We start from the raw sequence: 11,889 nt of genomic DNA on the forward strand, positions 1-11,889 counted from the left end.
GTGCGATAAAACACCATAGTCGATATATACGCAGCGTGCATAGCTGTCTGGCAGCGCAGAGAAGGAAAATCACAAACGATGAAAACCATTGGTATTCTGGGCGGAATGTCTGCCGCCTCAACGCAAACCTACTATCGTCAGCTATGCGAGCTGACGCGCCAGCAGCTGGGTGGCCTGCACTCGCCGGAGCTGCTGATTCGATCGCTCGACTTTGCGCGCATTGAGCAGCTGCAGGCGAGCGGGCAGTGGGCGGCGGCCGGGGAGATCCTCAACGCAGAGGCGCACGCGCTGGCACGCGGCGGCGCAGATTTTATCGTGCTGGCCACTAACACTATGCACAAACTGGCTGACATCATGATGAAAGATGTCGCTGTTCCGCTGCTGCATATCGCCGATGCTACCGCTGAGCGCATCGTAGCGTCGGGACTGCGCGCGCCGGGCCTGATCGCCACCGCCTTTACCATGGAACAGCAGTTCTATCGTCAGCGGCTGGAAACGGCCGGGCTGCAGCCGCTTATCCCGGACAACGACGATCGCGCCAGAGTGCATCACATTATTTATGATGAGTTGTGCAAAGATATCACCACGACAGCCAGCCGCGAGGCGTTTGAGCAGGTGGCTGAACGGCTGGTAGCGCAGGGCGCGGATTGCATGATCCTCGGCTGTACCGAGGTCGGGATGCTGCTTAATCCGCGTAATGTGTCGGTTCCCGTCTTTGATACCACGCAGATCCACTGCGAAGCGGCGCTGGCGTTAGCGCTGGCCCCCTGAGGCCGGCTGCAGCGCCAGCCGGATAAACGCGGTGATATCCATCATCGCCTGCCGATGCTTCTCTGCTGAGGGAGTGATGCTCAGCACCTCAGCGTAACCATTGAGCATAGCGCTGAGCTGGCGGGTCACCCGGGCTGCATCAGCGGTGTGAAAGCGCTGCTGCTCCACTCCCTGCTGGATCATGCCGCCAATCAGTGCGCTCCAGCTGGCGATATTCTTTTCAGCGAGTGCGGCCCAGACCTCATTGTTCGCCGCCATCTGCCAGAGTGAATCGTAGAGCTTCCACGTTGCATCCACACTATCGGGCAGGTAGATCTCTGCCAGCCGGAGAAGCTGCTGTTCCGGTGCCAGTTCCTCAGCTTCGCGCGTGAACTGTGCGATCTCCTGCGCCATAAAGCGCTCAAGCGCCGCCAGCGAGAGCGCCTGCCAGTTACTGAAGTAGTGATAGATATGGCTGCGCGACAGGCCAAGTTGCTCGGTGACGTCACGGGTCGTGACGCCGGCAATGCCTTTTTCAATAAACAGCGCCACAGCGGTATCAAGAATACGGTGCTTTAACTCGTCGGTATTTTTCTTCATCTGCGCTTTTTGCATTCCGGCCACAATACAGGGCGCATGGTAGCAGATATGCCGGCGATTGCAGCGTTTAACCATTGGTGTGGTCTATAACAGCAATTGCTGAAGATTGTGCCCGACAGGTCGATAACCCTGGTCCGCTTCTGCACAGATCAGCGTGCAGCAGCGGTCACTCAATGATGAGTTCTGATTGCGAACGGACCCTGCTTTTAGCCCTCTTTTAACCACACCAGGATGCGCAGTTTCAGTGCGCAACAGCTTACAGCAGGAAATATAAGAATATGTCTTTAATGAAGACGATGTTTAACCGCGCCCGTTTTAACGCACGATCTCAGCCTTCAGATGGTCTCTTTGATTGCCAGAACCTGCCTGCGTCGCCGGGTGATATAGGTCTTTCCTCGCGCGCGGCCGGTATTTTACTGACCTTCGTGCCACCGGAAGCGGACTTTTATCGCGTCAGCCAGGCATGGCAACGTTTTAACTCCGCCGCCTTAACGGTTATTACGCTGTCATCCAACGGCGCGCTGAGCGCCAGCGGTAAACACAGCACCTACTGTGACGGTAACGGGCAGGAGGGCAGCTGGCTCTGGCTGCCTGATTCACTGGTCGCTGAACATGAAACGCATATTATCGATTTGCATCTGGAGGATACGCACAGCGTTACCGACCGTATCAGCGCCATCCAGCGCGACCTGGCCGCCCTTCAGCTGCGTATGCCGCTCTCTGCCGATCGCACCTTTGCCATGATCTACTGCGACGGCTTATCTGCCTCAGAAGGCTTTTTTATGCAGGCCTGGTATAACAGCGGCCGCTTTCCCTGTCTGGCCATCGGCGGTTCTGCAGGCGGGCGCGTAACGTTTGATGGTACGTGGATAGGTGCAGGTGGACGGGTGCTGCAGGGGAAAGCGGTGGTGGTGTTCTGCCGCATGGCGGCCGGTAAATCATTTGCGCCGTTCAAAAGCCAGAATTTTACGCCGCTGGATAAAAGCTGGCTGATCGCCGAGGCCGATCCGCTGACGCGTACCGTGACCTCTGTCTTTACCTCTCAGGGACAGCAGCAGCCGTTCACTGCCGCACTGGCAGAGCAGCTTGGCTGCAGTGAACAGCAGCTGAGTCAGCGTCTGCAGGGGCTGACGTTTGCTGTTAAAGCCGGCGATGAATATTTCATACGCTCGGTTGCGAAAATCGAGGCCGGGCGGGTGTATTTCTTCTGCGATCTGGAATTTGGCGACCGCCTCTGGCTGATGCAGGAGCGCGACTTCAAAGCGACGACGCTGCAGGACTGGGAAAAGTTTGTCTCACGCCACGGCAGGCCCGCCGCTGTGATGATGAATGACTGCATTCTGCGGCGGCAGGGAAATCTGAACGCCCTGCAGAGCGCACATTTCTTTAAAGGCATTCCGGCGGCCGGGTTTTCCAGCTTTGGTGAAATTCTCGGCGTGCCGATTAATCAGACGCTCTCGGCGCTGGTATTTTTCAACCGCGACGTGAAGGCGATGGCGCAGTTTCCGGTAGAGTATGCCGGATATGCCGCGCACTACGCACAGCGCGCGCTGCGCCGCTGGGAGGCGCTGAACGGCATTCAGACCCGGGTGCTGGGGCGCGTGGTCAGCTATCAGCAGGAGCTGGCGCCCATTGTACAGGCGCTGCCGGCGCTGGAAGCGGCGACGCACAGCCAGAGTGAAACGCTGAGCATGGCAGAGAATAGCATCCGCGCAATCAGCGCCATTGCCAGCGAAAGTCAGCAGGCACAAAGTCAGCTGGGTGAAGGTCTGGACGATCTGGAGCGGATCTCTGATGGCATTAATGTCATCACACACGGCATCAGCAACATCGCATTTCAGACCAATATCCTGGCGCTGAACGCCGCCGTCGAGGCCGCACGCGCAGGCGAAGCAGGGCGCGGCTTTGCCGTGGTCGCCGGCGAGGTCCGGCGGCTGGCGCATTCGTCAAAAGAGCAGGCGGAAGCGACCGCCAGCAATATCAGCGACGCCGTCGGCACCATTTCCCGCATCCGCAGCGTGGCCAGCCATACGGTGCAGACCGCCAGTGACATGGCCGATCGCAGCCTGCACGCGGCGGATGCTATCGCAGCCATGAGCCAGCAGACGCGCAGTGAACGGGCTGACATCTCACAACAGCTGCAGAGCCTGCGCACGATGACGGCCGGTATGGATGCGATGCAGGCCGCCGTTGACGAACTGAAAGTGCTGCAAAAGCTTTCGGCCGAACGTTAATCTGTCTTCCCCCGGGCGCACGACTGGCTGCGCCCGATTCTTCCGGTTTCAGCCTGACAGCAGATTGACTTTGAGCGGTTGCTCAAATAGACTCACTCTCAATTTGAGCAACCGCTCAAACATTTAATAACCTCAGATGAATCTATGAAAACCCTCAGTGCAAAACATCCTCAGGTGGCTCCGACAGGCGCGGCGGCCATGCTTAAAATGCTGGGAATGCGCCACAATAAAAAACTGATTATTACGCTCGGGCTGGTGGTTGCCGAAAACGCACTCTACCTGCTTTATCCGTTACTGGCGGGTTTTGCCGTCAACGCCATTCTGGCGGGTAACGCGCTGCATGCGGTGCTCTATGCCGTGATGGTACTGGTTATGTGGCTGATTGGTGCCGCACGACGCAGCGTTGATACCCGCACCTTTGCCCGCATTTATGCAGAAATGGCCGTACCGGTGATCCTCGCTCAGCGGCGTGAAAATAACCGCGCTTCAATGGTGGCCGCGCGCGTGACGCTGTCACGTGAGTTTGTCGACTTTTTTGAAAAGCATCTGCCGGTGCTGATCACCTCAGTAGCCTCCATCGCCGGCGCGGCGGGTATGCTGCTGCTGATTGAGTTCTGGTCAGGCGTGGCGTGCCTCGGCATTCTGCTGTTTTTTGCGCTGTTCCTGAAAGGATTCACACGTAAGAATGAGCAGCTGTTTCTGCGCCTGAATAACCGGCTGGAAAAAGAGGTCGATATGGTGAGTCACGCGTCCGCCTCACCGCTGGTACGGCACTATCGCGTCCTGGCCCGGCTGCGGATCTGCCTCTCCGATCGCGAAGCGTTCGGCTATCTGGCCATCGGCAGCGTAGCCGCACTGCTGTTTGGCAGTACCATCCTGGTGATGAGCCTGAGAGGCGGCGTGGAGGCGGGTCACGTCTACTCTGTCATGACCTATATGTGGATGTTTGCCATGAGCCTTGATGACGCTCCTCAGCTGCTGGAAAAATATTCTCAGCTGAAGGATATCGGACGCCGGGTAAACAGCGGTCAGGTCTGATCCGTCACCCTTCGCTGACCAGGCTCAGCAGATGCAGCACGCTTCTGCTGGGGTGATTACGCCGCCAGGCAAACGCGATATCCGTAAACAGCGTATTGTTTTCGATCTCGCAAAACCGCAGCTGCGGATTGCTGATACAGCAGAGCGAGGCAGGCACCAGCGCAATGCCGCTGCCGGCCGCGACCATACCCAGCGAAGAGGCGATCTGCGGCGCCTGCTGAAAGCGACTGGCGCAAAAGCCGGCGCGCAGGCAGGTACTGACAATCAGCTCATAGAGGCTGGGCGCCACCTCGCGCGGAAACATAATCAGCGTCTCTTCCGCCAGCTGCGTCAGCGCCAGGCTTGCCTGCTGGCTCAGCGCATGCCCGGCCGGCAGCGCAATCATCATACGTTCAGTCGAGATAACCCGCAGATTGAAGGCTTTGCTGCTTTCGCACGGCAGGCGGATAAACGCGGCATCCAGCAGGCCGTCACGCAGATCCTGCATCAGCAGCGCCATATTCTCTTCGCGGGTGATAAGCTCCATCGCCGGATAGCGCGCTCTGAAGCGCCCGATAAGTTCAAACACCGGCGTGCCAAACGCAACGGAGCTGGCAAAACCCAGCGACATCTGACCGCTCATTCCCCGCGCCACGCCGCGCGCTTTCTCCAGCGCGTGGTCTGCCAGCTGCACAATCTGCAGCGCATCGGGCAAAAATGCGCGCCCCGCTTCCGTCAGCTCAACGCCGCGCGTCAGGCGCTTCAGCAGCGGCGTCCCTATCTCATGCTCCAGACGCTGGATCTGCTGACTTAACGGTGGCTGAGAAATACCGAGCATCTCAGCTGCACGGGTAAAGTGCAGCGTTTCGGCAACGGCAACAAAATAACGCAGATGGCGCAGTTCCATATCAAAAACGTCTCAAAGCTGGCAGCTTTCGCTATTGGATTCTGTGAGCAGGCTGGCTCATTCTGATATTAACACGGCTTAACTATCAGTTTGCGAGGCAGTAAATGTATGATTTTGTATCTGGTTGTTCATGTGAAGAACAGCTCAGGAAAACCGCTGATCAGCTGGCCAGTCAATCAGCAGAAAAGGTTATCTATCAGACCTCGCTGATGAGCGCACTGCTGCACGGCGTCTATGACGGCACGACGACCGTTGCCCGACTGCTGGAGAAGGGCGACTTTGGTCTCGGCACCTTTAATCAGCTTGATGGTGAACTGGTCGCCTTTGATCGCCAGGTCTGGCAGCTACGTGCTGACGGCAGCGCCCGCCCGGCCCATCCGGATCAGCAATCCCCGTTTGCGGTCATGACCTTTTTCACTCCGGAACATCAGCACCATTTCAGCGAAAAAAGCAGTCGTGAAGAGGTACACCGCGTCATCGACAGCGTGATTACCTCGGATAATCATTTTTGCGCGCTGCGTATCAGCGGCGACTTTGTCTCGGTGCAGACGCGCACCGTGCCCTGCCAGTGCCGCCCCTATCGTTCAATGCCTGACGTACTGGGCAATCAGCCCACGTTTGATTTTCGTCAGCGCACCGGCGAACTGATCGGTTTTCGCACGCCGCAATATATGCAGGGCATCAATGTCGCGGGCTATCACGAGCATTTTATTACCGATGACCGGCAGGGCGGTGGCCACATTCTCGACTATGTGCTGGCGCAGGGCACGCTGACCTTTGGCGCAATCAGCAAACTGGTGATCGACTTACCGCAGGATCGCGACTTTCTGCAGGCCAACCTGAACCCTGACAACCTGGATGAAGCTATCCGCTCCGTTGAGAGTTAATAACCGAGGTAATGATGAAAGAAGATAAAACCCAAACGAGCTGGCGCAGCGGGGCAGATCTGGTCGTCGCGCAGCTGGAAACCCAGGGCGTAAAACATGTGTTTGGCATTCCCGGTGCGAAAATCGACAAAGTCTTCGATTCGCTGGTGGATTCGCGCATTGAACTGATCCCGGTGCGTCATGAGGCAAATGCCGCTTTTATGGCTGCAGCGGTCGGGCGGCTCACCGGTAACGCAGGCGTCGCGCTGGTCACCTCCGGGCCTGGCTGTTCCAACCTGGTAACCGGTATGGCAACCGCCACCAGCGAGGGCGATCCGGTGGTGGCGATTGGCGGCGCGGTAAAACGGTCGGACAGCGCAAAACAGGTTCACCAGAGCATGGATACGGTATCGATATTTCGCCCGGTCACCCGATTTGCCGTCGAAGTCACCGACGCTTCCGCCCTGGCAGAATGCTTGTCTAACGCGTTTCGTCACGCGGAAAACGGGCGCGGCGGCGGGGCGTTCCTTAGCCTGCCGCAGGATATCGTCGATCAGCCGGTTACCGGCAGCCTGCTGCAGCATAAGGCACGCGTTACGCTTGGCGCCGCGCCAGATGCGCTGGTGGATGCAGTAAGCCGCGAAATTGCCCGCGCAAAAAATCCGGTGATCCTGCTGGGACTGATGGCGAGTCAGCCGGAGAACAGCGCGGCCATCCATGAGCTGCTGAGCAGAAGCCATATTCCGGTGACCAGTACCTATCAGGCGGCGGGCGCGGTACGGCAGGAACATTTCTCGCGCTTTGCCGGGCGAATCGGCCTGTTTAATAACCAGGCGGGCGATCGTCTGCTGCAGCAGGCTGACCTGATCATTACCATCGGCTACAGCCCGGTAGAGTATGAACCGGCGATGTGGAACTGCGGCAACGCACTCCTGGTGCATATCGATGTGCTGCCCGCCGAGACCGATAATCGCTATCTGCCCGATGCGGAGCTGGTGGGAGACATTGCACAAACCGTACGCAACATCGCGGCACGTATTGACTCGCCGCTGCAGCTCAGCGCCGCTGCAGCAGCCATTCTTGATGACCGGCAGCACCAGCGGCAGCTGCTGGCGCTGCAGGGCGCAAGCCTCGATCAGTTTGCGCTGCATCCGCTGCGTATCGTGCGTGCAATGCAGGACATCATTAACAGCGATGTCAGTCTGACGGTGGATATGGGCAGCTTTCATATCTGGATCGCCCGCTATCTCTACAGTTTCCGCGCACGGCAAATCATGATTTCTAACGGCCAGCAGACTATGGGCGTTGCGCTGCCGTGGGCGATTGGGGCCTGGCTGGTTGATCCTGCCCGTAAAGTGGTGTCGGTCTCAGGCGATGGCGGCTTCCTGCAATCCAGCATGGAGCTTGAGACGGCGGTGCGGCTCAACGCCAATATCCTGCACATCATCTGGGTGGATAACGCTTACAACATGGTGGCCATTCAGGAGGAGAAAAAATATCAGCGCGTTTCCGGGGTGAACTTTGGCCCGGTAGATTTCAAAGCCTACGCTGAAGCGTTTGGCGCTGCCGGCTTCTCCGTTAACAGCGCAGCAGAGCTGGAGCCAGTGCTGCGCCGGGCAATGGACGTGAACGGTCCGGCCGTGGTCGCCATTCCGGTCGACTACAGCGATAACCCGCTGCTGATGGGTCAGCTGCACCTCAGCCAGCTGCTTTAATAATCTCAAAAAGGAGAACACGATGAAAACCAGAGTGGCATTTGTGACCGGGGCCGGTCAGGGCATTGGCGCGGCGATTGCGCGGCGGCTGGCACAGGACGGGTTTGCCGTAGCGGTCAGCGATTACAATGCGCAAACCGCGCAGCAGGTGGCTGACCAGATCGTCAGCGCTGGCGGCAGGGCTATCGCGCTGCAGGCTGACGTGGCAAAGCGCGACCAGGTCTTTCGCGCAACAGAGGAGGCACGTCAGGCGCTTGGCGGATTTGATGTCATTGTGAATAACGCGGGGGTCGCTCCCTCCACGCCAATTGCGGAGATCACCGAAGAGGTGGTGGATAAAGTTTATAACATCAATGTGAAAGGGGTGATCTGGGGCATTCAGGCGGCGGTCCAGGCCTTTGCGGCAGAAGGGCACGGCGGCAAAATTATCAACGCCTGCTCGCAGGCGGGACACACCGGTAATCCGGAGCTGGCGGTCTACAGCTCCAGCAAATTTGCCGTGCGCGGGCTGACTCAAACCGCCGCGCGCGACCTCGCACCGGCGGGCATTACGGTAAACGCATTCTGTCCGGGAATTGTGAAAACGCCGATGTGGGAAGCTATCGATCGGCAAATTTCCGCTGCGGCAGGCCAGCCGGAGGGATATGGCACCCAGGAATTTGCAAAACGCATCACGCTGGGCCGCCTGTCAGAACCGGAAGACGTTGCCGCCTGCGTGGCGTTTCTGGCAGGCCCCGACTCCGATTATATGACCGGGCAGTCGCTGCTGATTGATGGCGGTATGGTGTTCAGTTAAGACCAAAGAGGCGTCGCGCCGTGCGGTGGAGAATTCTTGCATCAGCATGTAGTTGCGACTTTAATTCACTTCTGCTGAAACACAATATGTTACCGGAGGCGGATGAGGTCTGAAGCTTAGCGATGCGAGAATCCACGTTAAGCCATATTTTATTCCTCTGACGCCTCTTTTATGGGTGCAGCCACCGGCTACTGGTCACCCACTCTGCCAGCATGGAACTCTAAAAACCCATCATATCGATATGCCCACAGCATAGCGGTGAGAGACGTGCAATATCCTCCTTATTTACAGCTTCACTCTGTTTCTGCAGATGCCTCAGGGCAACAGCATGGCGACTTCGTGACGATTAAGTTAAGTCAGGATGCGCCAGCGCCCGCTGTTTTCTTAAATCCCGCTCAGATAATGTCGTTCTGTGGTGTCTCCAGACGTAAATTTCTATGCCACAGATATAGAACATCATGGTGTATGATGGCAGTTTGTTACCCCGGTAAACTATAAGGATATTACATGGCTGCAGATGGAAAGAACGTGTCGGCCAACACTGGCTATCACCGCTATGAAATTGCAGGGGACAATACGCACTATACCGATGTTCTGTGCAGTGAAAAAGTCATCCGATGCCGGCGTGTGCCGGTCAGAGGGATCACGCTGACGGTGGGAATATTCTTTGACGGAACGGGCAATAACCGGGCTAACGCCAACGATCTGCGGCTGGCGTATGCCCACTGTGCCGGGCTGGTCGGCGAGGAGCGGGCCAGAGCGTGCGCAAAGTATGAAAAGCATGCCAGAGCGGAGCTCGGCAATGCCAGCTGGCAGGGGGGAATCACTAATATTTCGCGGCTTAATGACCTTTACAAATCTGATACTGTCCTGGCCGAAGAGCAGATAGAGGCGCAGATCAAAGCCTACGTCAGCGGCATCGGGACGGCGGACGGAGAGAGCGACTCGGTGCTGGGTATGGGGCTGGGCAGCAGCCTTATCCGGCAGTTTAAAGGGGTAGTGACGAAGACGGATGAAGCTCTTGAAGAAATTGCTTCCGCACTAAAAACATTTATTAGTCGTAACCGCAACAACGTGGCGATCGCAAAAGTGCAGTTTGACGTGTTCGGGTTCAGCCGCGGGGCGGCGGCGGCGCGGCACTTTGCCAACCGGGTGATGCACCAGGACGCGGCGATAGCGGCCGCGATAGACAAGGGGCTGGATCTGACCGGGCACCACGGAAAACCGGCAGGTGAGGTGCGCTTTCTGGGGCTGTTTGACACGGTAGCCGCCATCGGCAGCCTGCTGAACTTCTACGGCGTTAACGGGCGCAGCAACCCCGGGGTGAATCTCGAACTGCGCCCTTCAGTGGCGCAGAAGGTGTTTCAGATAAGCGCGATGCACGAGTGCCGGTACAACTTCAGCCTGAACAGCATCGCGGGGATGTGGCCGGAGCTGGCGCTGCCGGGGGCGCACTCGGACATTGGCGGGGGCTATAACGCGGGAGAGGATGAAATCTCCCTGCTGACGATGCCGGACTTTGAGGTGATACCGGAGAGCGCGGACGAGACACAGACGGCAGTGTACCGGCAGGCGGAGAAGATGCGCCTGAAGCTGACTTCGCTGCCAGCGCTGAAGTACCTGATGCCGCATGGCGAAGTGGAGACGAAAATGATTTCGTGGCCGCTGGTCAATCAGAACAAGGCGCGGGCGTTTATTTTTGAGAAGAATGCGGGCGCGGCGGTGTTTATGACGCGCAGGGCGGTGCCGAACGACTGGGAAAAGGTGTGCATGCGGGTGATGCTTGATGCGGCACAGGACGCCGGGGTGATGTTTGCACCGATAATCAGTAGTAACAAAGAGCTGGAATTGCCGTCAGAACTGCTTCCCCTGTGTGATAAAGCAATCGCGCAGGGGCGGGCGGTCCGGCGCGGCGCGGAGCCAGCGGGCTTTACGGCGGATGAAATGCGGACCATCGGGCGCTATCTGCACTGTTCGGCGAACTGGAACATCGACTCAGATCTGAGCCTGTGGGTGAGTCCGTCCTCGGGGGAGGTTTTTCTGCGAAACCACTATGCACCGACCGATCAGCGCTCGTTTGTGTGGGCGATGGCTCCGGGCAAAGGCTGGGTGCGGCCGGTGTGGCGGATGGACGACCAGCAGCAGTGGGAAGATCGGGCGCGAGTGAACGCGGACGCGCTGGGCGGATTGTTCTGAGGATGCAGGGATGAGACGATTACCGCTGATGGTGGCCGTACTGGTCGCGATGCTGACTGCCGGCTGCCATGATCGCCGGGCAGGCGTGAAGACGCTGCCGGGAGACGGCATGGAGCACTATGGTAAAAAGCTGCCTTACGACCACTGGGAATTCAATTTTTTTCACCCGAAAAACCTGCCTGCGCTGGTGACCATGGTGTACCTGGAGGATGGGGATATCCGGGAGAGTATTTTCCGGCGACTTGACCCGACAGAACCCAGCCAGAGCAGTGTGGAAAAATGGAGCCGACACATAGGCGGTTTTCCAGCCAATTTTAATATTGGTAAGGCGCTGCCGGTCAGAATGACGGTGTGCTGGGACTCGGTTATCGATAAAAAAGCGTATGAGACGGAGATCTGGTTCAGCCGGGAGACGTGGCAGCAGATGATAAATGCCTATCCTGATACTTATCGTCCGGGAAAAACGTATTACCGAAACAAAATGATTATTGGCCTGCCTCCCGAAGGAAAAGTCAAAGTATGGTTAAAAGACAATCTTAATCCAGCTGTGCTCCAGCAACCTGCCCGGCAACTCACCCTGACGGGGAATGATATGCTGATATGCAAAGGGATAACGAAGCATCCTGACGGATATGTTTATTACGGTAAGATACCTGATTTTATCAAGGGAAAAACCTATCCGTATGGCGACTGGTAGGGTGCAAAGAGCAGCGTACTCAAAAAAATTTTTTGAGATACTTTTAGTGGAAAGGCGGCAGGGACGGGCTTTTCCAGGGAGGCAGGGATGAGACGATTACCGCTGATGATG

At 57.5% G+C, this 11,889-nt stretch carries 10 protein-coding genes; 8 read left to right on the forward strand and 2 right to left on the reverse strand.

What is annotated here, in order from left to right:
- The first annotated feature begins 78 nt into the window (after nucleotides 1–78).
- Nucleotides 79–771, forward strand: coding sequence for an aspartate/glutamate racemase family protein (locus B4M48_RS17050; protein WP_108570207.1), 693 nt, complete (start codon nucleotides 79–81; stop codon nucleotides 769–771).
- Here the strand turns inward: B4M48_RS17050 and B4M48_RS17055 are convergent.
- Nucleotides 754–1,350 (reverse strand): TetR/AcrR family transcriptional regulator, encoded by a 597-nt coding sequence (locus tag B4M48_RS17055; protein WP_166714422.1) that lies wholly within the window; start codon nucleotides 1,348–1,350, stop codon nucleotides 754–756. The genes B4M48_RS17050 and B4M48_RS17055 overlap by 18 nt on opposite strands.
- A gap of 278 nt (nucleotides 1,351–1,628) precedes the next feature.
- On the opposite strand from B4M48_RS17055, the gene B4M48_RS17060 reads away from it, so the two are divergent.
- Both B4M48_RS17060 and B4M48_RS17065 read left to right on the forward strand, forming a co-directional pair.
- On the forward strand, nucleotides 1,629–3,584 hold the full coding sequence (locus tag B4M48_RS17060; RefSeq protein WP_288657411.1) for a methyl-accepting chemotaxis protein: 1,956 nt from the start codon (nucleotides 1,629–1,631) through the stop codon (nucleotides 3,582–3,584).
- A 144-nt stretch (nucleotides 3,585–3,728) separates the two neighbouring features.
- The gene (locus tag B4M48_RS17065) at nucleotides 3,729–4,622 is read left to right on the forward strand and encodes an ABC transporter six-transmembrane domain-containing protein (protein ID WP_288657413.1); all 894 of its coding nucleotides are present in this window, start codon (nucleotides 3,729–3,731) and stop codon (nucleotides 4,620–4,622) included.
- 4 nt (nucleotides 4,623–4,626) lie between these two features.
- Here the strand turns inward: B4M48_RS17065 and B4M48_RS17070 are convergent, their stop codons facing one another.
- Entirely contained in the window at nucleotides 4,627–5,508 is an 882-nt protein-coding gene (locus B4M48_RS17070; RefSeq protein ID WP_104085933.1) for a LysR family transcriptional regulator, read from the reverse strand.
- A 104-nt stretch (nucleotides 5,509–5,612) separates the two neighbouring features.
- Here B4M48_RS17070 and budA point away from each other — a divergent pair, with 104 nt between their 5' ends.
- From budA to B4M48_RS17095, 5 genes are all read left to right on the forward strand, one after another.
- On the forward strand, nucleotides 5,613–6,395 hold the full coding sequence (gene budA, locus B4M48_RS17075; RefSeq protein WP_104085934.1) for an acetolactate decarboxylase: 783 nt from the start codon (nucleotides 5,613–5,615) through the stop codon (nucleotides 6,393–6,395).
- A gap of 14 nt (nucleotides 6,396–6,409) precedes the next feature.
- A complete protein-coding gene (gene alsS / locus B4M48_RS17080; protein ID WP_288657416.1) occupies nucleotides 6,410–8,089 on the forward strand; it encodes an acetolactate synthase AlsS in 1,680 nt (559 codons plus the stop codon).
- A gap of 22 nt (nucleotides 8,090–8,111) precedes the next feature.
- On the forward strand, nucleotides 8,112–8,885 hold the full coding sequence (locus tag B4M48_RS17085) for a (S)-acetoin forming diacetyl reductase (protein WP_104085935.1): 774 nt from the start codon (nucleotides 8,112–8,114) through the stop codon (nucleotides 8,883–8,885).
- 507 nt (nucleotides 8,886–9,392) lie between these two features.
- Complete coding sequence (locus B4M48_RS17090) at nucleotides 9,393–11,081, forward strand: T6SS phospholipase effector Tle1-like catalytic domain-containing protein (protein WP_288657417.1); 1,689 nt, start codon at nucleotides 9,393–9,395, stop codon at nucleotides 11,079–11,081.
- A 10-nt stretch (nucleotides 11,082–11,091) separates the two neighbouring features.
- A complete protein-coding gene (locus tag B4M48_RS17095) occupies nucleotides 11,092–11,778 on the forward strand; it encodes a DUF2931 family protein (protein WP_288657419.1) in 687 nt (228 codons plus the stop codon).
- Nucleotides 11,779–11,889: the final 111 nt, after the last annotated feature.

It is taken from the genome of Pantoea sp. UBA6567, from assembly GCF_002434165.1.
GTDB classification, from domain to species: domain Bacteria; phylum Pseudomonadota; class Gammaproteobacteria; order Enterobacterales; family Enterobacteriaceae; genus Pantoea; species Pantoea eucrina.

Coding starts and splice junctions, on each gene's coding strand:
- B4M48_RS17050 (WP_108570207.1), top strand. CDS start 79: ATGAAAACCATTGGTATTCTGGGCGGAATGTCTGCCGCCTCAACGCAA.
- B4M48_RS17055 (WP_166714422.1), bottom strand. CDS start 1,350: ATGAAGAAAAATACCGACGAGTTAAAGCACCGTATTCTTGATACCGCT.
- B4M48_RS17060 (WP_288657411.1), top strand. CDS start 1,629: ATGTCTTTAATGAAGACGATGTTTAACCGCGCCCGTTTTAACGCACGA.
- B4M48_RS17065 (WP_288657413.1), top strand. CDS start 3,729: ATGAAAACCCTCAGTGCAAAACATCCTCAGGTGGCTCCGACAGGCGCG.
- B4M48_RS17070 (WP_104085933.1), bottom strand. CDS start 5,508: ATGGAACTGCGCCATCTGCGTTATTTTGTTGCCGTTGCCGAAACGCTG.
- budA (WP_104085934.1), top strand. CDS start 5,613: ATGTATGATTTTGTATCTGGTTGTTCATGTGAAGAACAGCTCAGGAAA.
- alsS (WP_288657416.1), top strand. CDS start 6,410: ATGAAAGAAGATAAAACCCAAACGAGCTGGCGCAGCGGGGCAGATCTG.
- B4M48_RS17085 (WP_104085935.1), top strand. CDS start 8,112: ATGAAAACCAGAGTGGCATTTGTGACCGGGGCCGGTCAGGGCATTGGC.
- B4M48_RS17090 (WP_288657417.1), top strand. CDS start 9,393: ATGGCTGCAGATGGAAAGAACGTGTCGGCCAACACTGGCTATCACCGC.
- B4M48_RS17095 (WP_288657419.1), top strand. CDS start 11,092: ATGAGACGATTACCGCTGATGGTGGCCGTACTGGTCGCGATGCTGACT.